Origin of the sequence: Pseudomonas sp. NFX15 (genome assembly GCF_049132105.1) — a bacterium.
Classification (GTDB): Bacteria; Pseudomonadota; Gammaproteobacteria; order Pseudomonadales; family Pseudomonadaceae; genus Aquipseudomonas.
The window spans coordinates 159,394-184,761 of sequence record NZ_JAFMPV010000002.1; the positions used below are offsets into that span (position 1 = coordinate 159,394).

General features: G+C 60.6%; 25 protein-coding genes. 13 read left to right on the forward strand and 12 right to left on the reverse strand.

Annotated features, from left to right (window positions below; translation table 11 throughout):
* Positions 1 to 152: 152 nt before the first annotated feature.
* Positions 153 to 1,487, forward strand: coding sequence for a dicarboxylate/amino acid:cation symporter (locus J1D76_RS02855; protein WP_421136933.1), 1,335 nt, complete (start codon positions 153 to 155; stop codon positions 1,485 to 1,487).
* 144 nt (positions 1,488 to 1,631) lie between these two features.
* Positions 1,632 to 2,813 (forward strand): CaiB/BaiF CoA transferase family protein, encoded by a 1,182-nt coding sequence (locus tag J1D76_RS02860; protein WP_421136934.1) that lies wholly within the window; start codon positions 1,632 to 1,634, stop codon positions 2,811 to 2,813.
* A gap of 108 nt (positions 2,814 to 2,921) precedes the next feature.
* On the opposite strand, the gene J1D76_RS02865 is transcribed toward J1D76_RS02860, so the two are convergent.
* Positions 2,922 to 3,416 (reverse strand): SprT family zinc-dependent metalloprotease, encoded by a 495-nt coding sequence (locus tag J1D76_RS02865; protein ID WP_421136935.1) that lies wholly within the window; start codon positions 3,414 to 3,416, stop codon positions 2,922 to 2,924.
* Between the two features lie 158 nt (positions 3,417 to 3,574).
* Positions 3,575 to 4,177 carry a Yip1 family protein gene (locus J1D76_RS02870; protein ID WP_421136936.1) on the reverse strand — a complete coding sequence of 201 codons (603 nt, stop codon included), beginning with the start codon at positions 4,175 to 4,177 and terminating at the stop codon, positions 3,575 to 3,577.
* A 346-nt stretch (positions 4,178 to 4,523) separates the two neighbouring features.
* Between J1D76_RS02870 and ttcA the strand changes: the two genes are divergently transcribed.
* Together ttcA and J1D76_RS02880 are read left to right on the forward strand one after the other, a co-directional pair.
* Positions 4,524 to 5,348: a tRNA 2-thiocytidine(32) synthetase TtcA gene (ttcA, locus tag J1D76_RS02875; protein WP_421136937.1), complete on the forward strand. Its 825-nt coding sequence runs from the start codon at positions 4,524 to 4,526 to the stop codon at positions 5,346 to 5,348.
* A 183-nt stretch (positions 5,349 to 5,531) separates the two neighbouring features.
* On the forward strand, positions 5,532 to 6,206 hold the full coding sequence (locus J1D76_RS02880; RefSeq protein WP_421136938.1) for a DNA-3-methyladenine glycosylase I: 675 nt from the start codon (positions 5,532 to 5,534) through the stop codon (positions 6,204 to 6,206).
* A gap of 106 nt (positions 6,207 to 6,312) precedes the next feature.
* Here the strand turns inward: J1D76_RS02880 and J1D76_RS02885 are convergent, their stop codons facing one another.
* From J1D76_RS02885 to arsC, 3 genes are read right to left on the reverse strand one after another with little or no spacing between them, the layout of a single operon-like run.
* Entirely contained in the window at positions 6,313 to 6,738 is a 426-nt protein-coding gene (locus J1D76_RS02885; RefSeq protein ID WP_421136939.1) for a DUF2069 domain-containing protein, read from the reverse strand.
* A gap of 1 nt (position 6,739) precedes the next feature.
* Positions 6,740 to 7,336 carry an NAD(P)H:quinone oxidoreductase gene (gene wrbA / locus J1D76_RS02890; protein WP_421136940.1) on the reverse strand — a complete coding sequence of 199 codons (597 nt, stop codon included), beginning with the start codon at positions 7,334 to 7,336 and terminating at the stop codon, positions 6,740 to 6,742.
* Positions 7,333 to 7,686, reverse strand: coding sequence for an arsenate reductase (glutaredoxin) (arsC, locus tag J1D76_RS02895; protein ID WP_421136941.1), 354 nt, complete (start codon positions 7,684 to 7,686; stop codon positions 7,333 to 7,335). Before arsC ends, wrbA begins: the two co-directional genes overlap by 4 nt.
* 114 nt (positions 7,687 to 7,800) lie before the next feature.
* On the opposite strand from arsC, the gene J1D76_RS02900 reads away from it, so the two are divergent.
* Positions 7,801 to 8,268: a TlpA disulfide reductase family protein gene (locus J1D76_RS02900; RefSeq protein WP_421136942.1), complete on the forward strand. Its 468-nt coding sequence runs from the start codon at positions 7,801 to 7,803 to the stop codon at positions 8,266 to 8,268.
* A 117-nt stretch (positions 8,269 to 8,385) separates the two neighbouring features.
* On the opposite strand, the gene J1D76_RS02905 is transcribed toward J1D76_RS02900, so the two are convergent.
* From J1D76_RS02905 to J1D76_RS02920, 4 genes are all read right to left on the reverse strand, one after another.
* Positions 8,386 to 8,790 (reverse strand): META domain-containing protein, encoded by a 405-nt coding sequence (locus tag J1D76_RS02905; RefSeq protein WP_421136943.1) that lies wholly within the window; start codon positions 8,788 to 8,790, stop codon positions 8,386 to 8,388.
* A complete protein-coding gene (locus tag J1D76_RS02910; protein WP_007988765.1) occupies positions 8,790 to 9,224 on the reverse strand; it encodes a hypothetical protein in 435 nt (144 codons plus the stop codon). Before J1D76_RS02910 ends, J1D76_RS02905 begins: the two co-directional genes overlap by 1 nt.
* A 77-nt stretch (positions 9,225 to 9,301) precedes the next feature.
* Positions 9,302 to 10,294, reverse strand: a complete 993-nt coding sequence (locus J1D76_RS02915) for a 2-hydroxyacid dehydrogenase (protein WP_421136944.1) — start codon at positions 10,292 to 10,294, stop codon at positions 9,302 to 9,304.
* Positions 10,295 to 10,480: 186 nt separating this feature from the next.
* Entirely contained in the window at positions 10,481 to 13,234 is a 2,754-nt protein-coding gene (locus J1D76_RS02920) for a response regulator (protein WP_421136945.1), read from the reverse strand.
* Positions 13,235 to 13,450: 216 nt separating this feature from the next.
* Between J1D76_RS02920 and J1D76_RS02925 the strand changes: the two genes are divergently transcribed.
* The 8 genes from J1D76_RS02925 to J1D76_RS02960 all read left to right on the forward strand — a co-directional run bounded on the left by J1D76_RS02925 (position 13,451) and on the right by J1D76_RS02960 (position 22,988).
* Positions 13,451 to 14,170 carry a response regulator transcription factor gene (locus tag J1D76_RS02925; protein WP_421136946.1) on the forward strand — a complete coding sequence of 240 codons (720 nt, stop codon included), beginning with the start codon at positions 13,451 to 13,453 and terminating at the stop codon, positions 14,168 to 14,170.
* On the forward strand, positions 14,160 to 15,569 hold the full coding sequence (locus J1D76_RS02930) for a histidine kinase sensor domain-containing protein (RefSeq protein ID WP_421136947.1): 1,410 nt from the start codon (positions 14,160 to 14,162) through the stop codon (positions 15,567 to 15,569). Before J1D76_RS02925 ends, J1D76_RS02930 begins: the two co-directional genes overlap by 11 nt.
* 168 nt (positions 15,570 to 15,737) lie before the next feature.
* Positions 15,738 to 16,640 (forward strand): cysteine synthase CysM, encoded by a 903-nt coding sequence (cysM, locus tag J1D76_RS02935; protein WP_421136948.1) that lies wholly within the window; start codon positions 15,738 to 15,740, stop codon positions 16,638 to 16,640.
* Positions 16,640 to 17,992, forward strand: a complete 1,353-nt coding sequence (gene rlmD, locus J1D76_RS02940) for a 23S rRNA (uracil(1939)-C(5))-methyltransferase RlmD (protein WP_421136949.1) — start codon at positions 16,640 to 16,642, stop codon at positions 17,990 to 17,992. Before cysM ends, rlmD begins: the two co-directional genes overlap by 1 nt.
* Before the next feature lie 123 nt (positions 17,993 to 18,115).
* The gene (gene relA, locus J1D76_RS02945) at positions 18,116 to 20,359 is read left to right on the forward strand and encodes a GTP diphosphokinase (protein ID WP_421136950.1); all 2,244 of its coding nucleotides are present in this window, start codon (positions 18,116 to 18,118) and stop codon (positions 20,357 to 20,359) included.
* Positions 20,360 to 20,477: 118 nt separating this feature from the next.
* Positions 20,478 to 21,311 carry a nucleoside triphosphate pyrophosphohydrolase gene (gene mazG / locus J1D76_RS02950; protein WP_421136951.1) on the forward strand — a complete coding sequence of 278 codons (834 nt, stop codon included), beginning with the start codon at positions 20,478 to 20,480 and terminating at the stop codon, positions 21,309 to 21,311.
* A gap of 28 nt (positions 21,312 to 21,339) precedes the next feature.
* Positions 21,340 to 21,882 (forward strand): DUF2058 domain-containing protein, encoded by a 543-nt coding sequence (locus J1D76_RS02955; protein ID WP_421136952.1) that lies wholly within the window; start codon positions 21,340 to 21,342, stop codon positions 21,880 to 21,882.
* A 158-nt stretch (positions 21,883 to 22,040) separates the two neighbouring features.
* A complete protein-coding gene (locus tag J1D76_RS02960; protein WP_421136953.1) occupies positions 22,041 to 22,988 on the forward strand; it encodes a hypothetical protein in 948 nt (315 codons plus the stop codon).
* 64 nt (positions 22,989 to 23,052) lie between these two features.
* On the opposite strand, the gene J1D76_RS02965 is transcribed toward J1D76_RS02960, so the two are convergent.
* From J1D76_RS02965 to fabA, 3 genes are all read right to left on the reverse strand, one after another.
* On the reverse strand, positions 23,053 to 23,241 hold the full coding sequence (locus J1D76_RS02965; protein ID WP_421136954.1) for a hypothetical protein: 189 nt from the start codon (positions 23,239 to 23,241) through the stop codon (positions 23,053 to 23,055).
* A 295-nt stretch (positions 23,242 to 23,536) separates the two neighbouring features.
* A complete protein-coding gene (gene fabB / locus J1D76_RS02970) occupies positions 23,537 to 24,757 on the reverse strand; it encodes a beta-ketoacyl-ACP synthase I (RefSeq protein ID WP_007974551.1) in 1,221 nt (406 codons plus the stop codon).
* Positions 24,758 to 24,768: 11 nt separating this feature from the next.
* On the reverse strand, positions 24,769 to 25,284 hold the full coding sequence (gene fabA / locus J1D76_RS02975; protein WP_421136955.1) for a 3-hydroxyacyl-[acyl-carrier-protein] dehydratase FabA: 516 nt from the start codon (positions 25,282 to 25,284) through the stop codon (positions 24,769 to 24,771).
* Positions 25,285 to 25,368: the final 84 nt, after the last annotated feature.

Sequence of the window (25,368 nt, forward strand, 5' to 3'; positions counted from 1 at the left end):
TCGAAGGTGGCACGGGGCTTGCGAAGTAACGGGAAGAGACCTGCCGGCGTGCGGCTCGAAAAACAAATCCCTCCAGTGCAGGAGGGTTCGCAATTGCGGTGTCATGGGCAGCAGATGGATGTTGTCTCCCGGCACCCTTGAGGAACTTTGCAATGACGACTCGTCAGCCACTGTACAAATCCCTGTATCTCCAGGTGATCGTTGCAATTGTCATCGGTATCGCACTCGGTCACTACTATCCACAGCTTGGTGTGGCGGTCAAACCACTGGGTGACGGGTTCATCAAACTGATCAAGATGATCATTGCCCCGATCATCTTCTGTACCGTCGTCAGCGGTATCGCCGGCATGCAGAGCATGAAGTCGGTGGGCAAGACCGGTGGCTACGCGCTGCTGTACTTCGAAATTGTCTCGACCATTGCCTTGCTGGTCGGCCTGGTCGTGGTCAACATCGTGCAGCCAGGTGCCGGCATGCACATCGACGTCGCCACCCTGGATGCCTCCAAAGTCGCCAGCTATGTCGCGGCCGGTGCGGATCAAAGCGTCGTCGGCTTCCTGCTGAACGTGATCCCGAGCACCATCGTCGGTGCGTTCGCCACCGGTGACATCCTGCAAGTACTGATGTTCTCGGTGATCTTCGGTTTCGCCCTGCATCGCCTGGGTGACTACGGCAAGCCGCTGCTGGACTTCATCGATCGCTTCGCCCACGTGATGTTCAACATCATCAACATGATCATGAAGCTCGCGCCGATCGGTGCCTTCGGTGCCATGGCGTTCACCATCGGTGCCTACGGTGTCGGCTCGCTGGTACAGTTGGGTCAACTGATGGCTTGCTTCTACATCACTTGCCTGCTGTTCATCCTGATCGTTCTGGGCTCCATCGCCCGCTTCCACGGTTTCAGCGTGCTGAAGATGATTCGCTACATCCGTGAAGAACTGCTGATCGTGCTGGGTACTTCTTCTTCGGAATCGGTGCTGCCACGCATGCTGATCAAGATGGAACGCCTGGGCGCGAAGAAATCCGTCGTCGGCCTGGTGATCCCGACCGGTTACTCGTTCAACCTCGACGGTACCGCGATCTACCTGACCATGGCCGCGGTGTTCATTGCCCAGGCCACCGATAGCCACATGGACATCACCCACCAGATCACCCTGCTGGTGGTGTTGCTGCTGTCGTCCAAAGGCGCTGCGGGCGTGACCGGTAGCGGTTTTATCGTGCTGGCCGCAACCCTGTCTGCAGTGGGCCACCTGCCGGTTGCCGGCCTGGCGCTGATCCTCGGCATCGACCGTTTCATGTCCGAAGCCCGTGCCCTGACCAACCTGGTCGGCAACGCCGTCGCCACCATCGTCGTGGCCAAGTGGGTCAAGGAACTGGACACCGACGTGCTGCAGGCCGAACTGGCCTCGGGCGGTCGCGGTATCGCCGATGAACGTAAGGAAGATGACCTGGGCGTGGCCGAAGGCCCGACCCCAAGCAACGTCAAGTAAGACCTTGCGTCAGGAGAAACCCGCTTCGGCGGGTTTTTTCATGTCCGGGATTTGAGCGCTACGGTCACTGCATGTGGCGCGTAAGGTGATTGCTGCAATGCCGTCGGCTGCCTAGGCTGGAAGCATCGTTAAGGGAGAACGTTCATGCTTGGTCCATTGGCATCACTCAAGGTTCTGGATTTCTCGACACTGCTGCCGGGGCCGTTCGCCTCGTTGCTGCTGGCGGACATGGGCGCCGAGGTGTTGCGCATCGAATCACCCAGTCGCACGGACCTGTTGCGGGTGTTGCCGCCTCACGATCAGGGCGTGTCAGCCAGCCACGCTTACCTCAATCGCAACAAGCGCAGCCTTGCCCTGGACCTCAAGCAGCCTGAGGCGCTGGAGGTTATCAAGTCGTTGGTGCAGGACCACGACATCATCCTCGAGCAGTTTCGTCCCGGTGTCATGGATCGCCTGGGCCTGGGTTACCAAGCGCTGAAGGCGATCAATCCGAAGCTGATCTACGTGTCGATCACCGGCTACGGCCAGACCGGCCCCTATAAGGATCGCGCCGGCCACGACATCAATTACCTGGCCCTGTCCGGGTTGGCGAGCTACACCGGCCGCGCCGACAGCGGGCCGCTACCCTTGGGTATGCAGGTGGCGGATGTCGCCGGTGGCTCGCTGCACGGGGTGATCGGGTTGCTGGCGGCGGTCATTGCCCGACAGCAAACCGGTCAGGGCCAGCACCTGGACGTGAGCATGACTGACTGCGCATTCAGCCTCAATGCGATGGCGGGCGCCGGGTATCTGGCCTGTGGCGTCGAGCCGGGGCCGGAGGACCAGATGCTCAACGGCGGCAGCTTCTACGATTATTACCGCTCGCGGGATGGGCGCTGGTTGTCGGTGGGCAGCCTGGAGCCGGCATTCATGCGGTCGTTGTGTACGGCGTTGGGGCTGGAGGAAATGGCCAGCCTAGGCCTGTCGCCCAAACCTGCGCAGCAGGCACGGCTTAAAGAGGCGTTGAAGGTCGAGTTTGAAAAGCATGATTTTGCCGAGTTGTGTGCACTGTTCGCAGGGTTGGATGCGTGTGTCGAGCCGGTGTTGAGCCTGGGCGAAGCGCTGCGCCACCCGCAGTTGCAGGCGCGCGAACTGGTGGCGCAAGTGCCGCGTGGCGATGGTTCGAGTCAGGCGCAGATGGCCTGCCCGCTGAAGTTTTCCCAGGGCTTGCCGGCGCCCAGGCATATGGGTGCAGCGCTGGGGCAGCATACGGATCAGGTGTTGGCGGAGTTGGGGTTGGGGGTTGAGCGGATTGCTGAGTTGCGTCGAGCCAGGGTGATTCTCTAATGTCAGTCCCGGCCTCTTCGCGAGCAGGCTCGCTCCTACAATAGATCGCATTTCCCTGTAGGAGCGAGCCTGCTCGCGATGGCGGCGGCACTCACACAGAACATCCCACTACTCGACCCGCATCTCCCCACTGAACACCAGGGTATTGCGACACCGGCGGCACAAATACCGTCGTCCCTGCCGCACCAGGCCATGACGCTGGGCCGAGAACGGGAAATCGCTGTCGGCACATGGGCATTTGTAGATATAGCGGGTCACGCTGCGGCGCTTGACGTCGTAGGTGTGGCAGCGGTTGGGCGGCAGTTCGTACACGCCGCGCATGATCAATTGCCACTCTTCGCCATGGGGCTGGATGCGGTCGCCGAACAATTGATGGGCGATCAGGTGAGCGACCTCATGGGCCACGGTTTGCTTGAGAAAGTCTTCGGTGTTTTCCCGGTACAACTGCGGATTGAAGCGCAGCAGGTTTTCGTGCAAGTGCGCCACACCGGCTTTTTGCCCGCGAAGCTTGAGGCTCACGACGGGGCGTTTGAAAGGTCGTTTGAAAAAGGATTCGGCAAGTTTGAAACAGTCTTCAACGCGGGTATTGAGTTGCTCGGGCATGCTTGATGGATCTCCAGAGCGGTCGAGTATGCCGTAACCCCGGTAGCTTGCGAATCGCCAGGGTGCCGAATGGTTGCGGTTTTTATCGTTCCTGAAGAATTAAAAGGCCGCCTTGCGGCGGCCTGTGTTGGCAGTTTCTGATTATGATTGATGCACGGCTAATTGGTGTAGACCGGCCCCACGCCGAGTCCCCAGACAATCACGGTGAACGCCATGATGGCGACCAGCACCACCAGGCCTACGGCGAGCACCGAACTTGAAAACAGAAAGCCCTCGTCATTGGGAATGTTCATGAAAGTGGGCAAGCCCACATACAGCAGGTACACGGTGTAGCAAATGGCCGCGGTACCGATGATCATCCCCAGCCACATGTGCGGGTACAGCGCGGCGAGGCCGCCAATGAACAGTGGGGTAGCGGTGTAGGTGGCAAACGCCACGCAGCGCGCCAGGCTCGGGTTGGCGTCATAGGTACGGGCCATCCAGTGAATGAAGGCGCCCATCACCGCGACACCGCCGAGCATGGCCAGGTACGACATGATGGTCATCCACACGGCGCTTTCCACCGTCAGCATCACCGGAGCGCGACTGCCGATCACCCAGCCGACCTTGGTCGTGCCGATAAAGGCCGACACGGCAGGAATTGCCGCCAGGATCAGGGTATGGGTCAGGTACATGTGGCTGATGCTTTCCTCTTGGTCGCCACGAATTTCTTTCCATTCTTGGTCAGGGTGGGTGAAGAGCCCCACTACGTGATGGATCATGCCAGTCACTCCTCTTGTTTTTACCATCGCCCCCCAGCGGAGCGCTTACGGGCCAATGCGCCCAAGCAAGTCATAGGTCTGAAATTAAAATGCGACCTTATGTCGCAGTATAGAAAGGAGTTTCCCTGGAGGAAGTAGGGGCTTTAGAGCAAATTGCGCTGTAAACACAGCTGTTAATTGCGGCGGGGTCTGTACAGGAATCAATGTAGGAGCAGGCTGCCTGCCATCAGGGCCACTTCGTGGCCCAACGGGGGCAAGCCCCCCCGCCACAGCAAGCCCCTCGCCACAAGTGCGAGGAATTTGCGTAAAATGCCCGCCTTTCGTCACACCTTACGGATTTCGCGTCATGGGCACTCTCACGGTCAACCAGAACAAACTGCAAAAGCGCCTACGCCGCCAGGCCGGTGAGGCCGTTGCCGATTTCAACATGATTGAAGACGGCGACAAGGTCATGGTCTGCCTGTCCGGTGGCAAGGACAGCTACACCATGCTCGATGTGCTGATGCACTTGCAGAAGGTCGCGCCGATCAAGTTCGAGGTCGTCGCCGTGAACATGGACCAGAAGCAGCCAGGCTTTCCGGAACACGTATTGCCGGCCTACCTCAAGGCGCTGGGCGTCGAGTACCACATCGTCGAGAAAGACACCTACTCGGTGGTCAAGGAGCTGATCCCGGAAGGCAAGACCACATGCTCACTGTGCTCGCGCCTGCGTCGCGGCACGCTGTACACCTTCGCCGATGAAATCGGCGCGACCAAGATGGCCCTCGGTCACCACCGCGACGACATCGTCGAGACGTTCTTTCTCAACATGTTCTTCAACGGTTCGCTCAAGGCCATGCCGCCCAAGCTGCGCGCCGACGATGGGCGTAACGTGGTGATCCGCCCGCTGGCCTACTGCAACGAAAAAGACATCCAGGCCTACTCCGACTTCAAGCAGTTCCCGATCATCCCGTGCAATCTATGTGGTTCCCAGGAGAACCTGCAGCGCCAGGTGGTCAAGGACATGCTGCAGGACTGGGAGCGCAAGACCCCGGGCCGTACCGAAAGCATTTTCCGCAGCCTGCAGAACGTGATCCCGTCGCAGCTGGCGGACCGCAACCTGTTTGACTTCACCAGCCTCAAGATCGACGAGTCCGCAGCTTCGCGCTTCGTCAACGTCGTCAACCTCTAGCCAAAAACTGTAGGAGTGAGCCTGTGGCGAGGGGGCTTGCCCCCGTTTGAGTGCGCTGCACTCACAAGATCGTTGGTACATCGGAGATCTTGGGGCCGCTTCGCAGCCCAACGGGGGCAAGCCCCCTCGCCACAGGCTCGCTCCCACAGAATTTTCGTTTTATTTCAAATTACTGGAGAGGGCATGCGCGATTACAAGTGGCTCAATGAATACTGTCTGAACCGCTTCGGTTCGGCGGCTGAACTGGAAGCCCATCTGCCCGTTCCAAAAACTTGCGCGCAACTGCGCAAGATCAGCGACGATCGCTACCTCTCGACGATGGCACTGCGGGTGTTTCGCGCCGGGCTCAAGCACAGCCTGGTGGATGCCAAGTGGCCGGCCTTCGAGGAAGTGTTCTTCAAGTTCGACCCGGAAAAAGTCGTGTTGATGAGCGCCGAACACCTTGAGCGCCTGATGCAGGACGCGCGGATCATCCGCCACCTGGGCAAGCTCAAGAGCGTGCCGCGCAACGCGCAGTTCATCTTGGATGTGGCCCATGAAAAGGGCAGTTTCGGCGCGCTGATCGCCGATTGGCCCGTGACCGATATCGTCGGGCTCTGGACCCTCCTGAAAAAGCGCGGCCATCAGTTGGGCGGCCTGTCGGCCCCGCGTTTCTTGCGGATGGTCGGCAAGGACACCTTTGTACCGAGCTACGACGTGGTGGCGGCGCTGAATGCGCAGAAGATCGTCGACAAAGTGCCGACCAGCCTGCGCGACCTTGCATTGGTGCAGGATGTGTTCAACCAGTGGCATGAGGAAAGTGGCGGGCGGGCGATGAGCCAGATCTCCATGATGCTGGCTTACACAGTGAATCATTAAGACCGAGTCGGGCCATTCGCTGGCAAGCCAGCTCCTACAGGTATCTCCAAACTATGTGAACGACGCCTAACCCTGTAGGAGCTGGCTTGCCAGCGAAGGCGTCCGTTCAGGCGACGGAGGGTTCGCCTTCGCCAGCCAATTTACGATTCAACTGATACCGCCACCGCACAAACAACAACGCCGAACAAAACACCGCCAGGCTCGCGCCCATCTCCAGCAAGCCGAAGATATTTCGATTGGGATCGTAAGCCGCCAGCGCGCCCTTGATGAAATACAGGTTCACCACGAAGCACATCCACGAATGCCCGCGAGGACTGCCGACGAGCATGCCGGGTGCCAGAATCAGCAGCGGCACCAATTCGATCAGCAGAATCACCCACGGCCGGGCGCCGTGCAGGTCGGCGACAATCAGGTAGTAGACGCACAGCAGCCCGACCAGACCCAGGAAGCACAGCAGGCTGATCACGCGCATCGCCCGCACCCGTGGTTCGAGCCAGTCGATGGCGGGTAAAACCTTCGGTTTTTTCGCCACGTCAGCGCTCCAGTTTCTGCGCGGTCCTGGCCAGGCGCAGGCCGAGTGCACGGCATAGCGCCACTTCATGGGCATTAAGGCCGTTTTTGCCATCGGCACCGGCGTGATGGCTGGCGCCGTACGGCGTGCCGCCGCCCTGGGTTTCCAGCAAGGCAGACTCGCTGTAGGGCAGGCCGGTGATGAGCATGCCGTGGTGCAGCAACGGCAACATCATCGACAGCAACGTGGTTTCCTGGCCGCCGTGCAGGCTGGCGGTGGAAGTGAAGACGCCCGCGGGTTTGCCGACCAGCGCGCCGGTCAGCCACAGGTTGCTGGTGCCGTCGAGGAAGTACTTGAGCGGCGCGGCCATGTTGCCGAAGCGCGTCGGGCTGCCGAGCGCCAGGCCGGCGCAGTTCTTCAGGTCATCGAGACTGGCATACAGCGCGCCTTCGTCGGGAATCGACGGTGACACGGCTTCGCACTCGGTGGAAATCGCCGGCACCGTACGCAGGCGCGCCTCAAGTCCGGCCTGTTCCACGCCACGGGCAATCTGCCGGGCCATTTCGTTGGTCGAGCCGCTGCGGCTGTAATACAGGACCAGAATGTACGGCGCACTCATGGCAACAGTTCCAGGATCTGTTCCGGTGGGCGACCGATGATGGCTTTGTCGCCGACTTCGAGAATCGGTCGTTCCATCAGTTTCGGGTGGGCGGCGATGGCGGCGAGCAACTGCGCTTCGCTCAGGCTGTTGTCGGCCAGGTTGAGGGTTTTGTACTCATCTTCGCCGGTGCGCAGCAATTGCCGGGCGCTGATGCCGAGTTTGCCCAGCAAGCTCTGGATTTGCGCGGCGTCCAGCGGCGTTTCCAGGTAGCGGACCACGGTCGGGGCCAGGCCACGGGCCTCCAGCAGTTCGAGCGCACCGCGCGATTTCGAGCAGCGCGGGTTGTGATAAAGCGTCAGATCGGTCATGAGCGGGTCGCATCTTGCGTAAGGTGGCGGCTATTCTAACTGTGCAGCGCGCATTCCAGAACCGTGAGAGGCGATGGGTCGCAGGCGCATTCAATTTTTGACAAGGAACACGACATGACAAGGCGACTGGCAGCAGTATTGGCGATCATCGGGGCGTTGATGCTGGGGGGCTGCGGGAATGACTATGGTATCGACCAGGACGGTCACAAGATCGCTGCCAATCGTCTGGATGGCAAATGGCTGGTGCTCAACTATTGGGCGGAATGGTGCGGACCGTGCCGTACCGAAATTCCGGAATTGAACACCCTGGCCGAGCAGCTCAAGGACAAGAAGATTGGTGTGTTCGGGGTGAATTTCGACAACGTGCAGGGCACCGAGCTTAAAAGTGCCAGCGAGAAGCTTGGCATCAAGTTCACCGTACTGGCCCAGGATCCGACCGATGTGTTCGATCTGCCGCGCAGTGAAGCGTTGCCGGTGACCTACATCATCGATAACAAGGGCAAGGTGCGCGAGCAGTTGATGGGCGAGCAGACGGCGGCGGGGGTGATGGCGAAGCTTGAGGCGTTGCAGGCGAAGAACTGATCGGTAGCGAAGAACTTGTAGGAGCCGGCTTGCCGGCGAAAGCGGTGTGTCAGGTGAAATCATTGTTGATTGATCCACCGTCTTCGCCGGCAAGCCGGCTCTTACAGGGTTGAGCGATCAACCCTCTTCAAGCCACCAGCGCAACGGCTTGCCTTCGGCGGGCCAGAAACGCATTTGCTCGATGGGGGAAACGTCCCAACGCTGCACGCCTTCCAGGGCCTGGAGGAAGCGCTTTTCCTGCTCCATCAGCGCCGGTGCACAGAGTTTGCGGGTGTTGCCGATTTTGCCGAACGTCAGCTTGTCGCCTTCGAGCGTGTACGGTGCGAACCAGTGGTTGCAGCCGCCATTGCCGTAGGCTCGACCGTCGTCACCGAGGGTGATGGTCAGGTGGCTGTAGTCCATCAATGGCCGTTCGCCGATCCATTCCAGGATGTAGCTGCGATTGTGTTCAAGTTGCACCGGCTCGGCGGCGCAGCCCAGCAGGCTGGCGCCGACCATGCCGGCCAGGGCGAGGCGTTTCATCACGCGGGCTCCTGGCATTTCGGGCACAGGTGTTTCTCGCCGACGGTGGTCCAGCCCAGCTCGGCAATCCGCGCCGTGGCGGCCGGTTTTTCAGCCTTGTTGCCCAGTTTGGCGTCGACCGCGAACTCGAAGCTCAGCTCTTTGGCGCAGCTGTCGCAGTTCACTTGCCAGGTGTGAATCGCCAGTTCGCCGAACACCGGGCCACTGGCAACCGCGACCCATTGGCCCGGCGGATTGATCAGGTGGCGAACCGTTTCGACGGTCAGGCGCATGGACAAGTCCTTGGCACCCTTGAGGGTCACGACCAGCACGTCGTTGTTGCGAATCGAGCCACCGTTGCCGGTGACCTGATAACGCCCCGGCACCAGGGCGCGGCATTCGGTGAGGGTGTGTTGCGGGTTCATCAGGCTGTAGCGGAAATCGTGTTCGACCATGGGTCCTCCAAATATGCGCGATATGCTAGCACGGGCTCGCACGCCGCATCGCGCAGGCAGATGACCTTCGATCCGTTTCAGTCGCCCGTGACCCGGTTTTGCGGGGTGCCGGCCAACCAGGCGGCGATATTGCGCAAAGTTGTGGTGGCAATCGCGTCCAGCGCCTCACGGGTCAGGAAGGCCTGGTGCGCGGTGACGATCACGTTGGGGAAGGTCAGCAGCCGCGCCAGCACATCGTCCTGAAGCGGCAGGTCGGAGCGGTCTTCGAAGAACAGTTGTGCCTCTTCCTCATACACATCCAGCCCCAAATAGCCCAGACGCCCGTCCTTCAAGGCGTCGATCAACGCCGGCGTGTCCACCAGGCCGCCGCGCCCGGTATTGATCAACATCGCGCCCGGTTGCATGTGCGCCAGCGATTCGCGGTTGATCAAGTGCTTGCTTTGCTCATTGAGCGGGCAGTGCAGGCTGATGATCTGCGCTTCGGCCAGCAGTTGCGGCAAGTTCAGGTAGCGCGCGCCGAGGGCTTCGACTTGCGGGTTGGGGGAGGGGTCATAGGCCAGCAACTGGCAGCCGAAGCCGTGCATGATTTTGGCGAAGGTCGCGCCGATCTGACCCGTGCCGACCACGCCGACGGTCTTGCCCACCAGGTCGAAACCGGTCAGCCCCTGAAGCCTGAAATCGCCTTCGCGGGTGCGGTTGTAGGCCCGGTGCAGGCGCCGGTTGAGCGCGAGGATCAGCGCCACCGCGTGTTCGGCCACGGCGTGGGGCGAATAGGCCGGGACCCGCACGACGTCCAGACCCAGGCGCTTTGCCGTTGGCAGGTCGACGTGGTTGTAGCCGGCCGAACGCAGGGCGATCAGGCGGGTGCCGCCGGCCGCCAGGCATTCGAGCACTGGCGCGCCGAGGTCATCATTAATGAAGGCGCAGACCGCCTCGTAACCCTGGGCGAGCGCCGCGGTATCGAGACTCAGGCGTGCAGGCTGGAATTGCAGCTCGATGCCGGCCGGTTGTTCGGCCGCGAGAAAGCTGTCGCGATCGTAATTCTGGCTGCTGAATAGAATTGTACGCATGATGTCCTCGTTATTCCGTTGGCTACCCGGCAGGGTGATCGCCATCAAACCCTGTAGGAGCTGGCTTGCCAGCGAAGGCGTCTTCACTGACAACACAACATCTGGGGTCCTCTTCGCTGGCAAGCCAGCTCCTACAAGGGCAGCGGTGAGCTTACGCGGATGTTCAATCCGCGCAGTTGCGTTACATCAAGCATTCATCCGCGCCTGGGCCGCCAGGCGATTGATGGCCCGGTCGAGGTCTTCCAGTGCCACCCGGGCTTTCGGGTCCTGTTGCTTGAGCAGGGTTTCGCTGCGTTGGCAGGCGGCGCGCAATTGCGGTACGCCGCAGTAACGCGTCGCGCCATGCAGGCGGTGGACCCGTTCGATCAGCGCATTGTGATCGTTGCTCTGCTGCGCCAGGCGGATGGCCTCGCGGTCGGCTTCCAGCGACGCCAGCAGCATCGCCAACATATCGGCGGCCAGGTCAGCCTTGCCGGCGGCCAGGCGCAAACCTTCCTCAGGGTCCAGCACTTGCAGTTCATGACTGCCGCCATGGCCATCGCCAGCGCGTTCCGGGCTGTGATTGCGCAGCGCCAGACCGCTCCATTTCAGCACTACTTGCGCCAGTTGCCGTTCACTGATCGGCTTGGTCAGGTAGTCGTCCATGCCGCTTTGCAGCAGCGCGCGTTTTTCGTTGGCCATCGCGTGGGCGGTGAGGGCGACGATGGGCAGGGGCGTGCAATGCCGTTCGCTTTCCCAGAGACGAATGGCTTCGGTGCTCTGGCGACCGTCCATGCCCGGCATCTGCACGTCCATCAGCACCAGGTCGAAGGTTTCGTTCTGCACCGCTTTGACGGCGGCGTAGCCACTGTCCACCGCGAGCACCTTGGCGCCCATGTCTTCGAGCAGGGTCTGCACCAGCAACAGGTTGGCCGGATTGTCGTCAACGCACAGTACCTTCGGCGCACGGCTGGACAGCGGCTCGCCCGGTTCGCTGCGCATCGGGCGCGGATTGACCAGGTCGGATAGGGAGCGTCGCAGTTTGCGCGTGCAGGCCGGTTTCGCCTGGAGCTGGCTGTGGGGGTTGGGCACTGAAAGATGGAACAACGTCTGTTCCGTGGTCGGGCACAGCACCAGCACCTTGCAGCCAAGGTGTTCGAGGTCCCAAATGTGCTGGTTGAGGCGCTCCGGCGGCATGACGTTGCTGGTGATGCCCAGCACCGCAAGGTCAATCGCCAGGTCGGTCTGGTGGGCGGCGGTGACGCCATTGGTCAGGCTTTCCAGGGTATTGAACGGCGTCGTGCTGAGGCCGCAATCTTCCAGTTGATGCTGCAACGCCTGGCGCGCCAACTCGTGGTTTTCCAGCACCGCCACCCGGCGCCCGAGCAGCGGCGCGCTGGGCAAGTCTTCGGCATCGTCGCGGGTTTTCGGCAGGCTCAGGCTGATCCAGAATTCCGAGCCTTCACCCGGTGTGCTGTCGACGCCGATCTCGCCGCCCATCTGCTCGATCAAACGCTTGGAAATTACCAGCCCCAATCCGGTACCGCCGGGTTGTCGCGACAGTGAGTTGTCGGCTTGGCTGAACGCCTGGAACAGGGCGCGCACGTCCTGGTTCGACAGGCCGATGCCGGTGTCCTGGATGCTGATGCGCAACTGCACGGTGTCTTCGTGTTCTTCTTCGAGCATGGCGCGGGCGACGATAGTGCCTTCGCGGGTGAACTTGATCGCGTTGCTCACAAGGTTAGTGAGGATCTGCTTGAGCCGCAGCGGGTCCCCCACCAGCGACAGCGGCGTGTCGCGATAGACCAGGCTCACCAGTTCCAGCTGCTTGGCGTGGGCGGCCGGGGCGAGGATGGTCAGGGTGTCCTGCAACAGATCGCGCAGATTGAACGGAATGTGGTCGAGCACCAGTTTGCCGGCCTCGATTTTCGAGAAGTCGAGGATTTCGTTGATGATGCCCAACAGGCTGTCGGCGGATTTTTCGATGGTGCCCAGGTAGTCGAGCTGGCGCGGCGTCAGCTCGCTTTTTTGCAGCAGGTGGGTGAAACCGAGAATGCCGTTGAGCGGCGTGCGGATTTCGTGGCTCATGTTGGCCAGGAACTCGGACTTGATCCGGCTCGCTTCCAGGGCTTCCTTACGCGCCAGGTCCAGTTCGATGTTCTGGATTTCGATGGTTTCGAGATTCTGGCGCACGTCTTCGGTGGCCTGGTCGATGCTGTGCTGCAATTCTTCCTGGGCGTTTTGCAGGGTGCCGGCCATGCGATTGATGCCCGAAGCCAATTCGTCCAGCTCTTGGCTGCCGAGGGGCGGCAAGCGGGTTTCCAGATGACCGTCCTTGAGTTGGGACACGGCCTGCTTGATCTGGCTCAACGGCTGATTAATGGTGCGGCCCATGCGTAATGCCAGCAGGGCTGCTCCAATCAACCCGGCAGCGATCAGCATCAGGCTGGCGAACAGGCTGCGGTAGCCGCGCAACAGCATGCCGTTATGGGACAACTCGAGTTCGACCCAGCCGAGCAGGCGTTCGGCTTCCGCGGGAATCACGTCGCCGGCGAGGTTGCGGTGTTTGCCGTACACCGGCAGCAGATAGCGCGTTGCATCGCTGCCGCTGCTGCGCAGCATGTGTGAGCCACTGCCCGACGGCATCTGGTTGAGCATCGTCGGGCCTGCATGGGCCAGCGGCATACGGTCGGGTGCCAGGAAGGTCACGGCGCGCACGTCGGTTTGTTCGAGGGCCTGGGTGGCGATGCGTTCGAGCAGTTCGCTGTCCTGGTGGCCCATGGCTGGCGCTGCCAGCGGTGCCAACTGCTCGGCGATCATTTCGCCGCGCTGCATGAGTTGGGTTTGCAGGTCCGCCTGTTGCATCCAGGTGAAATAGCCCCCCAGCACCAACGCCATCAGGCTGGTTGGCAACAGGGTCAGCAACAGCACGCGGCCTTTGATTCCCAGTTTCTTGAGCACGCCACTCTCCTGCATCCCGCCATTGAAAAACCTGCACCCGCACCCGCGACGCAGTCCTTGCGCAGTGTAGCGATTTGCTCGCGGGCAATCTTCGTAAAAATGGTCCGGTCATTCGTCGGTCCGCCGCACTCATTTGTAATACAGGCAAAGCGTGGGTTGCTCCTGGCGAGGCAATCTTGAATAATCAGCACAACTGAGAACTATTTGCAGATAGTCATGAATCCCATCACTGCCGGCCTTCCCCGAATCCTGTCCATCGAAGACGACCTCGTGCTCGGCGCCTATGTTCATGAACACCTGGACCGCAGCGGCTTCCAGGTGACCTGGTGCCAGAACGGCCAGGAAGGCCTGGACATGGCCCGCCGCCAGCCGTTCGACGTGGTGCTGATGGATATCCTGCTGCCGGGCCTGGACGGTCTGGCGGTCCTGACCCAATTGCGCCAGAGCCATTGCACCCCAGTGTTGCTGATGTCGGCCCTCGGCGCCGAGGCCGATCGCATCAGCGGCTTTCGCCTGGGGGCCGACGATTACCTGCCAAAACCCTTCAGCATGGTGGAGTTGCGGGTGCGCATCGAAGCGATTCTGCGGCGGGTGGCACTCGACCGGCGGCCAGCGCCGAGCGCGCCTGCGCCTTCGCTGGACAGCCTGCGCTTCGACGATGAACGCTTCGAAGTGTTTTATGGCGAACAGGCAGCTGGCCTGACCCGCAGCGAGTATCGGCTGCTGGAAACCTTGCACCGCAGCATCGACGAAGTGCTGAGCAAAGCCTTCCTTTATCAGCAGGTGCTGCAACGCGGCTACGCGGCCCATGATCGTAGCCTGGACATGCACATCAGCCAGATCCGCCGCAAACTCAAGGCCATCGGCTACACCGAGCGCGAAGTGCGTACGGTCTGGGGCAAGGGCTACATCCTGAGCGTCGCCGATGAAATGTAGTTTGCCGGGCAGACATTCGCTGTTCTGGAAGCTGGCCTGCCTGCTGGTGGCGTTCTGTTTGCTGATGATCTGGCTGAGTTGGTCGTGGGGCCGCTATATGGAGGAACGCAACCAGTTCCTCTCCGATGAGGCCCGGGGCACGCTGACGCGTTACGCCAGTGAGGCCGAACAGGCGTGGATAGCAGGGCAGCGAGGCGGCATCGATGACTGGTTGCAGGCTATGCAACAGCGCGAAAAAAGTTGGGTGGGGGTGATTGGCGGTGATTTGCAGTCATTGAGCAGTCAAGCTTTGACGGACATCGAAATCGAGCGCCTGACGTTCCTGCGCGGCCTCGACTGGCCCATCCACAAGAAGGGCCGGCCATGGATGCGCGTACCGTTTCCGGAAAATCCGCAGGCAGGCAGCCTGGTGATGGAGTTGCCGCAACGTTTTGTGCCGGGCCGATACCGTGTGTTCTGGCGAGTGATCACCAACGGCGTGATTCCAGGATTGTTCACCTTGCTGCTGTGCGTCGGGCTGTATCGCCTGCTGGTGGTGCCGCTCAATCACTTGCGCGCACAGGCCAATGCCTGGCGTGCCGATCAACTGAATGTACGGCTGTCGACCCGCACCACGGATCGCTCGGATGAACTGGGCGAGTTGGGCCGGGCGTTCGATCACATGGCTGAACGCCTGCAAAGCACCGTGGCGATGCAACAGCAACTGCTGCGCGACTTGTCCCACGAATTGCGCACGCCATTGAGTCGCCTGCGCGTGGCCAGTGAAAGCGAAGCAGGTCTTGAGCCATTGCGCGAGCGCATTGGTCGTGAAGTCGATGGCATGCAACGCCTGGTGGGAGATACGCTGCAACTGGCCTGGCTCGACACCGAACGCACTCGGTTGCCCGACGAAGCGATCCAGGTCCAGGCCCTATGGGAAATGCTCACCGAGAATGCCTGCTATGAAAGTGGCTGGCCCACGGCTCAACTGCAATGCTCGGTGGATGCCTCCTGCTGGGTGCGCGGGCATCTCAATACGCTGGCCCAGGCGTTGGAAAACATTCTGCGCAATGCCATCCGGCATTCACCCAACGGTGGGTTGGTACTGCTGGGCGGGCAGCGTGACGGAAAATATTGGCACCTGTGGCTCGAAGACCAGGGCGGCGGGGTGGCCGAGGCCGATCTGGAACGGATCTTCCTGCCATTCACTCGTCTTGATGGGTCGAGGCCTGGCGACGGTGGATTCGGCCTGGGGCTGAGCATCGCCCGCAATGCGGTGCAGCGTCAGGGTGGGCAGTTGTGGGCGCAGAACAGCGGGAGCGGGTTGCGGCTGAATATGCGTTTGTTGGCGGATGATGATATCGCCAGTGGCGACGCCTTCGCTGGCAAGCCAGCTCCTACAATGGCCGTAAATATCTGATCCCCCGCGATCCCTTTAGGCGCAGGCTTGTCAGCGAAGAGGCCCTCATGCTTACCGCAAGATATGGGCTTATTCCCATAAACCATAAGCATCGCACTTTGCGTGATATGGCCTGCGAACGTTTGCCGGTATGATAGTCGCCCCCGCAGTCTGGATTGCGAATACGCCATGACCTTGCAGTACCCAACCATCGCCGATTGCGTCGGCAACACTCCGCTGGTCCGTTTGCAGCGCCTGCCCGGCGCCACCAGCAATACCCTTTTGCTCAAGCTCGAAGGGAACAACCCGGCGGGTTCGGTCAAGGACCGTCCGGCGCTGTCAATGATCACTCGCGCCGAACTGCGCGGGCAGATCCATGCCGGCGATACACTGATCGAAGCGACCTCGGGTAACACCGGGATCGCCCTGGCGATGGCCGCCGCGATCAAGGGTTACAAGATGATCCTGATCATGCCCGACAACTCCAGCGCCGAGCGCAAGGCGGCGATGACCGCCTATGGCGCCGAACTGATCCTGGTCACCCAGGAAGAAGGCATGGAAGGCGCGCGCGACCTGGCGCAGCGTATGGAAGCCGAAGGCCGTGGCAAGGTGCTCGATCAGTTCGCCAACGGCGATAACCCCGAAGCGCACTACACCACCACCGGCCCGGAAATCTGGCGCCAGACCCAGGGCAGCATCACCCACTTCGTCAGCTCCATGGGCACCACCGGGACCATCATGGGCGTGTCGCGCTACTTGAAAGAGCAGAGCGACAACGTGCAGATCATCGGCCTGCAACCGATGGAAGGCTCGGCAATCCCGGGCATCCGTCGCTGGCCCCAGGAATACCTGCCGAAGATCTACCAGGCCGATCGCGTCGACCGCATCGTCGACATGGCACAAAGCGAAGCCGAGGACGTGACCCGTCGCCTGGCCCGCGAAGAAGGCATTTTCTGTGGTGTGTCCTCGGGCGGTGCCGTGGCGGCAATGCTGCGTCTGTCCAAAGAAGTTGAAAACGCGGTGATCGTCGCGATCATCTGCGACCGTGGCGACCGTTACCTGTCGACCGGCATTTTCGACGCGCCCAACTGATGGCCAAGCAAGAGAGAGGCCTGCGCTTCCAGCCCACCGGCGGCAGCAAGGCCCCGCAAATCCCGACCGGCAAAAAGCAGCGCCTGACCATCGAGCGCCTGGCCAATGACGGTCGCGGCATCGCGTTTTTCGAAGGCCGCACCTGGTTCGTCATCGGCGCATTGGCCGGTGAAGACATCGAGGCGCGTGTACTCGGTGCCCACGGCAAAGTGGTCGAGGCGCGCACCGAACGCGTGTTCAAGGCCAGCCAATTGCGCCGACCGGCACCGTGTGCCCATGCCGGTCGTTGCGGCGGTTGCAGCGTGCAGCATCTGCCTCACCACGACCAACTCGCCCTGAAACAGCGCATGCTCGCCGAGCAGCTGTCGAAGGTCGCCGGTGTCGTGCCCGAAGAATGGGCGGCGCCATTGAGCGGGCCAGAGTTCGCTTACCGACGTCGCGCCCGCGTTGCGGTGCGCTGGGACAACAAGGCGAAAAAACTCGAAGTGGGTTTCCGTGCCGCGGGTAGCCAGGACATCGTCGGCATCGATGATTGCCCGGTTTTGGTACAGCCTTTGCAACCGATCATGGCCCGCTTGCCGGAGATGCTCCGGCGCTTGAGCAAACCCCAGGCGCTTGGGCATGTTGAATTGTTCAGCGGCTCGAAACTCGCCGTGTTGCTGCGGCACATGGCACCGTTGTCCGAAAGCGACCTGACCATCCTCAAGGATTTCTGCGCGTTCCACCAAGCCCAGTTGTGGCTGCATGGCGACGGCGAACCGCAGCCGGTCGAGGCCGATCAGGCGCTGGGCTATCGCCTTGAACAATGGGATCTGGAACTGGCGTATCGGCCAGGGGACTTTATCCAGGTCAACGCCGGCGTCAACGAAGCCATGGTGGCCCAGGCGCTGGACTGGTTGAAGCCGACGGCGGACGAGCGTGTACTCGACCTGTTCTGCGGCCTGGGCAATTTTGCCTTGCCATTGGCCAAGGCCGCCCATGAAGTGGTGGCGGTCGAAGGCGTGCAGGTGATGGTCGACCGCGCTGCGGCGAACGCCGCTAGCAATAATCTGCATAACGCGAGGTTTTTTCAGGCCGATTTATCCCAGCCTTTGACGGACGCTGTATGGGCCGCCGAAGGCTTTTGTGCGGTACTCTTGGACCCACCGCGTGACGGTGCTTTCGAGGTTGTGCGCAAGCTCAAGACCCTGGGCGCCGAACGGTTGGTGTATGTATCGTGCAACCCGGCAACGCTGGCGCGCGACACGGTCGAATTGATCAAGCAGGGTTACCGGTTAAAACGTGCCGGGATTCTCGATATGTTTCCTCAAACGGCACATGTCGAGGCCATGGCGTTATTTGAAGCGAGCTAGGAAGGTTCGTCTGGTCCGACTGGCCCGCCCGTGCCACTGCGCACTCAGCCCGACGTGGGCGCACGGGCAACGAAGGTCAGCGATTTGACGCATTGAATCTGCGTCGTAGGGAAGGTAAGCAAGATGGTACAGGTGAGAGCACACCAGCCGATCAACACCGACGGCAGTATCAATCTCGAGGCTTGGCTCGATCATGCGGTCAGTGTCGACCTGGCACTGGATCGCGAAGCCTTGAAGGAGGCCTGCGAGTACGCTCGCGAGGCCGAACAGCAAGCCAATGCGGCACAAAACTTGTGGTCGGAAGGCAACTCGACCTTCCGCACCGGCCTTGAAATCGCCGAAATCCTCGCCGATCTCAAGCTCGATCAGGATTCACTGGTCGCCGCGATCCTGTATCGCGGCGTGCGCGAAGACCAGATCAAGCTGCCGGCCGTCAGCCAGCGCTTCGGTCCGGTGGTCGCCAAGCTTATCGACGGCGTGCAGCGCATGGCCGCGATCAGCGACAGCCTGAGCCCGCGCAAATCCCTGGTGCTGGGCACCCAGGGGCAGGTGGAAAACCTGCGCAAGATGCTGGTGGCCATGGTCGACGACGTTCGCGTCGCCCTAATCAAACTGGCCGAGCGCACCTGCGCGATCCGTGCGGTGAAGACCGCCGACGACGAAAAGCGCAACCGCGTCGCCCGCGAAGTCTTCGACATCTACGCGCCGCTCGCTCATCGCCTGGGTATCGGTCACATCAAGTGGGAGCTGGAGGACCTGTCCTTCCGTTACCTGGAGCCGGACCAGTACAAGCAGATCGCCAAGTTGCTCCACGAGCGGCGACTGGATCGCGAGCGCTTCATCAGCGACGTGATGAGCCAGCTGAAAAACGAATTGCAGGCCACCGGCGTCGATGCCGACATCAGCGGCCGGGCCAAACACATCTATTCGATCTGGCGCAAAATGCAGCGCAAGGGTCTGGAGTTCAGCCAGATCTACGACGTGCGTGCAGTGCGCGTGCTGGTGCCGGAAATGCGCGATTGCTACACCGCGCTCGGCATCGTCCACACCTTGTGGCGGCACATCCCGAAAGAGTTCGACGACTACATCGCCAACCCGAAAGAGAACGGCTACCGCTCGCTGCACACGGCGGTGATCGGGCCTGAGGGCAAGGTGCTGGAAGTACAGATCCGCACCCACGCGATGCACGAAGAAGCCGAACTCGGCGTGTGTGCGCACTGGCGCTACAAGGGCACCGACGTCAAGTCGGGCTCCAATCACTACGAAGAGAAAATTTCCTGGCTGCGTCAGGTCCTCGAATGGCACGAAGAGCTGGGCGACATCGGTGGCCTGGCGGAACAGCTGCGGGTCGATATCGAGCCGGACCGCGTCTACATCTTTACCCCCGACGGTCATGCCATCGACTTGCCCAAGGGGGCGACGCCGCTGGACTTCGCCTACCGCGTGCACACCGAAATTGGCCACAACTGCCGGGGCGCCAAGATCAACGGGCGCATCGTGCCGCTCAACTACAGCCTGCAAACCGGTGAGCAGGTCGAGATCATCACCAGCAAGCACGGCACGCCGAGCCGCGACTGGTTGAACCCGAACCTGGGTTACGTCACCACGTCCCGGGCGCGGGCGAAGATCGTTCACTGGTTCAAGTTGCAGGCCCGTGACCAGAACGTCGCGGCCGGTAAAACCCTGCTGGAGCGCGAACTGATTCGCCTCGGTTTGCCGGCGGTGGATTTTGACAAGCTGGCCGACAAGGCCAACATGAAAACCGCCGAAGACCTGTTCGCCGCCCTCGGTGCCGGCGACTTGCGCCTGGCGCAACTGGTCAACCTGGCGCAACAACTGGTCGAGCCGGAACGCGGCAACGAACAGCTGGAACTGATCCCGCGCAAGGCCACCGGCTACAAACCGGGCAAGCGCGGCGATATCCAGATCCAGGGTGTCGGCAACCTGATGACCCAGATGGCCGGCTGCTGCCAGCCATTGCCGGGCGACGCGATCGTCGGCTACATCACCCAGGGCCGCGGGGTGAGCATTCACCGCCAGGACTGCGCCTCGGTGCTGCAACTGAGCGGGCGCGAACCCGAGCGGATCATCCAGGTCAGCTGGGGCCCGGTGCCAGTGCTCACTTATCCGGTGGACATCGTCATCCGCGCCTACGACCGTTCCGGTTTGCTGCGTGACGTCTCGCAGGTGCTGCTCAATGAGCGGATCAACGTGCTGGCGGTCAACACCCGCTCGAACAAGGAGGACAACACCGCGTTGATGTCCCTGACGATCGAGATTCCGGGGCTGGATGCATTGGGGCGGTTGCTGGGGCGTATCTCCCAGTTGCCGAACATCATCGAAACCCGGCGTAACCGCACGCCGTGATCCATCCCACCCTGTAGGAGCCGGCTTGCTGGCGAAGGCGGCCTCGAACTTTGCACTGGCACGTCGAGCGACTTCGCTGGCAAGCCAGCTCCTACTGGGTGTTTGACGAGAGTCGCCGATGTACAGCCTTGAAGACTTGCTGCACCTGATGAACCGCCTGCGCGACCCGCAATACGGTTGCCCGTGGGACATCAAGCAAACCTACGCCACCATCGTCCCGCACACCCTGGAGGAAGCCTACGAAGTCGCCGACGCCATCGAGCGCGGTGACTTCGATCACCTGCAAGGTGAACTGGGCGACCTGTTGTTCCAGGTGGTGTATTACAGCCAGATCGCTCGGGAAGAAGGGCGTTTCGAATTCGCCAGCGTGGTCGACAGCATCACCCGCAAGCTCATTCGCCGCCATCCCCACGTATTCCCCACCGGTGATCTGTATGCACCGCTGGATGTCCCGCGCCTGAGTGAAGAGCAGGTCAAGCAGCGTTGGGAAGAGATCAAGGCCGAAGAGCGTGCGGAGAAGTCGTCGGCACCCGAGCAGTTGTCGTTGCTCGATGACGTCCCCGCTGCACTACCTGCACTGTCGCGCTCGGCAAAATTGCAGAAGCGCGCGGGGCAGGTCGGCTTCGACTGGCCGGACGCCTTGCCGGTACTTGATAAGGTCCGTGAAGAGCTCGATGAAGTCCTCGAGGCCATGTCGCAAAACGATCCTGAGGCCGTGGCTGATGAAATCGGCGACCTGCTGTTTTCCGTGGTTAATCTGGCGCGGCACCTCAAGGTCGATCCGGAAACCGCATTGCGTGGCGCCAACGGCAAATTCGAAAGACGCTTTCGTTTTATCGAACAGGCATTGCGCGACACCCGCCGTCCCATGGAAGATTGCACCCTCGAAGAGTTGGACGCCTTGTGGGGCGAAGCCAAACGTCAGGAAAAGAATTTGCCCAACTGCGGTTGAGCAGTGGCCTAAGTGAGTAATAAGCACCATGAGCATTTCCCTTCGCGACCAGTTGCTCAAAGCAGGGCTGGTCAACCAGAAGCAGGCCAAGCAGGTCAGCAAAGACAAGCAGAAGCAGCAGCGCCTGGCCCACAAAGGCCAGATCGAGCTGGATGACTCCCAACAGCGCGCGGCGCAGGAAGCCATGGCCGAAAAGGTCAAGCGCGACCAGGAACTCAACCGCCAGCAGCAGGAAAAGGCCGAGGCCAAGGCCCGCGCCGCCCAGGTCAAGCAATTGATCGAAGTCTCGCGCCTGCCGAAACTGACGACCGAGGATTACTACAACTTCGTCGACGACAAGAAGGTCAAGCGCATCTGCGTCAACACCCTGATGCGCAATAAACTCAGCAGCGGTTCGCTGGCGATCGTGCATCACGCCGGCGGCTACGAAGTGATTCCCCGCGAGGCGGCGCTGAAGATCCAGGAGCGCGACCCGCAACGCATCGTGCAGTTGAATGTGCAGACCGAAGAGGTGGTGGCCGAGGACGATCCGTATGCGGCCTACAAGATCCCTGACGATCTGATGTGGTAACTGCTGCGCTCGCACAACATGTTTGTTAGTACATTGCTGGATTAATCAATTGAACCCGAAAGAGCGTATCGCTACGCTCTTTTGGGTTTTCTTTTGCCCGGAATATGCTCAGGGGAGAAAACCAATGGAAAGAACTTGAATGAATAAGGAAATCGACAATGCTGGTAAGTATCGCCTCGTTACGCCAACCCACTTATAAATCGGAATTATCGCACCCGCGAATGCCTGAACAATCCATCCTTGATTATCTGGATGATGAATTGGCCGAGCGCGCATACCTGGTGCGCCGGAAAATAAAGATCGCTGCCAAAGCCGCCCGTGAGGATCATGGCGAAACCGCGTGTCTGTTTTTCACCCTGCCTGAGTTTTTTTGGAACATTCCCTGGCATGCAGTGCGCAGCGAGGAAGAGCTCCACGCGCTGAACTCGGCCTATCTGACAAAAGTGCCTGAGTGTGTGGCGTTGTTGATAGGCGAACTGCCAGTGGAGCAATACGGCAAAATTGTTTTATTGGCGGGAAGTTGTGCGGTGCTCATCAAAGTGGGGGAGGGGGAGTCGAGTTACTATGATGTGATTAATTGTTTACTGACAATTACCAATAAGGAATATGAGGTCGATACGCCATTGATGTCGATGTGGCCCAAGCGTTATGTATCAGGCATCGATTTCGGCAGGCATGTAGGATCGAAGGACGGTTACTGGTTCTTCAAGTTGTTTGACGAGAAGGTGGTCAAGGTAAAGAAAACCAGTAGTGTACGGGCTGAGCACAGTTACTTTGGCGGTTATGAAGGCATATTTATCAATAGCCTTGTGGTGGGTTGTCCATTCGGCATTAACTTGTGCCTCGATTATGCCGTGTTGAAGGACGGCGAGCGCGACAAGGAAATTGAACTGGCGGGGGCGAAAATCGACTTTTTGATTGCCTGTGGCATGGACTTCGACTACAGCAAACGCCATCCGTCTTCGCTCCAGTACGCGATTCGCAATGACGGCATGGGGGAGGGTGAGTGCGAGGTGGTGAAACTTGAAGCGGGCCGCATCTTGGGTGGTGTTCCAGGAGCGGTGATCGACGACTCTCTCCATTTGACGGCTATTCACATTGCCTGAGTCGTTTGACTCAATTGCAGCCTGCCCTGCGTGGGGGCAAGCTGCAAATCGGTAGAGTCTGTCTTTAACGGGTAGCGAGCTCGCGTTTGCGCTCGAGCATTTCCAGTTCGGCCTTGTAGTTATGGGCGTCAGTCTCGGAGTGGAACATCCCGACCAGCATGTCTTGTTGATGCACGTCCCAGATGCGGATACCGGCGGCTACACCTTCGTGGGATTTATGCGAATCGTCGCGTTCAGTTACTTTTACAGTCATCTGCTAGCTCCAATCTCTGTTATCTGCAGCAAGGCGTGTGCAGGACTCTGTTATATGTTTTGTTAGCTTGCTAAGTAAACGCTTCAAATTGGAAACAGACTTTTGCGAATCTGGAGAAAATCCTGCAGCCCCCGGATTCCGCGACATTCGGTCGCAGGTCCTTGAGTTTCATGACAAACGTTTCATGTTTGCAGGCCCGCTGAATGCTTCTCCTACAAAAGCAGAAATCAAACGCAGGCAAAAAAAAACGCCCCGAACCAGTCGGGGCGTTTTTGTGTGGCTCAGCCGCGGGGAATTACTTGCCTTCCCAGCGCTTCAGTACCAGCGTGGCGTTGGTGCCACCGAAACCGAAGCTGTTGCTCATCACGGTGTTGATGGTGGCGTTTTCGCGGGTCTTGGTCAGCACCGGCAGGTCGGCCACCTCAGGGTCCAGCTCGTCGATGTTGGCGGAGCCGGCAATGAAGTTGCCTTCCATCATCAGCATGCAGTAGATCGCTTCGTGAACGCCGGCGGCGCCCAGGGAGTGACCCGACAGGCTTTTGGTGGAGCTGATGGCCGGAGCCTTGTCGCCGAATACTTCACGCACACCTTTCATTTCCGCAACGTCGCCGACCGGGGTCGAGGTGCCGTGGGTGTTCAGGTAGTCGATCGGGGTGTCGACGGTGGACAGCGCCTGCTGCATGCAGCGGATCGCGCCTTCGCCGCTCGGGGCAACCATGTCGTAGCCGTCGGAGGTCGCGCCGTAGCCAACGATTTCCGCGTAGATCTTCGCGCCGCGGGCCAGAGCGTGTTCCAGCTCCTCGACCACAACCATGCCGCCACCGCCAGCGATGACAAAACCATCACGGTCAGCGTCGTAGGCGCGGGAAGCTTTTTCCGGTGTGTCGTTACGCTTGCTGGACAGGGCGCCCATGGCGTCGAACAAGAACGACTGGCTCCAGTGTTCTTCTTCACCGCCACCGGCGAAGACGATGTCCTGCTTGCCCATCTGGATCTGTTCCATGGCGGTACCGATGCAGTGAGCACTGGTGGCGCAGGCAGACGCGATGGAGTAGTTCAGGCCCTTGATCTTGAACGGAGTGGCCAGGCACGCCGAAACGGTGCTGCTCATGGTCCGCGTGACGCGGTATGGGCCGACGCGCTTGACGCCTTTCTCGCGCAGGATGTCCAGCGCTTCCATCTGGTTCAGGGTCGATGCGCCACCGGAACCGGCGATCAGGCCGGTACGCGGGTTGGACACCTGCTCTTCGGTCAGGCCGGAGTCGGTGATGGCGTCTTTCATGGCCAGGTAGGCATAAGCTGCCGCGTGGCCGACGAAGCGATAGATCTTGCGATCGATCAGTTCTTCAAGGTTGAGGTCGATGGAGCCGGAAACCTGGCTACGCAGACCCATTTCAGCATATTCCGGGTTGAACCGGATGCCAGGGCGGCTTGCACGCAGGTTAGCGGAGACGGTCTCTTTGTCATTGCCCAGGCAAGAAACGATGCCCAGACCAGTGATAACGACGCGGCGCATGCGGATAACCCTTAGAAGTTTTCAGTGGAGGTGAATACGCCGACCCGAAGGCCTTCGGCGGTGTAGATCTCGCGACCGTCGACAGTCACCGAACCATCGGCGATGGCCAGGTTCAGCTTGCCCTTGAGGACGCGTTTGATATGAATGTTATAGGTGACTTTCTTGGCGGTCGGCAGGACCTGGCCGAAGAACTTCACTTCGCCCGAACCCAGCGCACGGCCGCGGCCCGGCAGGCCTTGCCAGCCCAGGAAGAAGCCGACCAGTTGCCACATGGCGTCGAGGCCCAGGCAGCCCGGCATCACCGGATCGCCCTCGAAGTGGCAGGCGAAGAACCACAGGTCCGGATTGATATCCAGCTCGGCGACCAATTCACCTTTGCCGTACTTGCCACCCTCCTGGCTGATCAGGGTGATGCGATCGACCATGAGCATGTTAGGGGCGGGCAGTTGCGCGTTACCTGGGCCGAACAGCTCACCGCGACTGCAGCGCAGCAGGTCTTCCCGAGTAAAGGCGTTTTGTTTGGTCATGCGAGCTCCTCAATAGTCCCATGCGGCAGGTGGGGCAAATCTTCCCGGCCGATCGAAGCGTTCATGCCTCGAACCGGCAGCCTA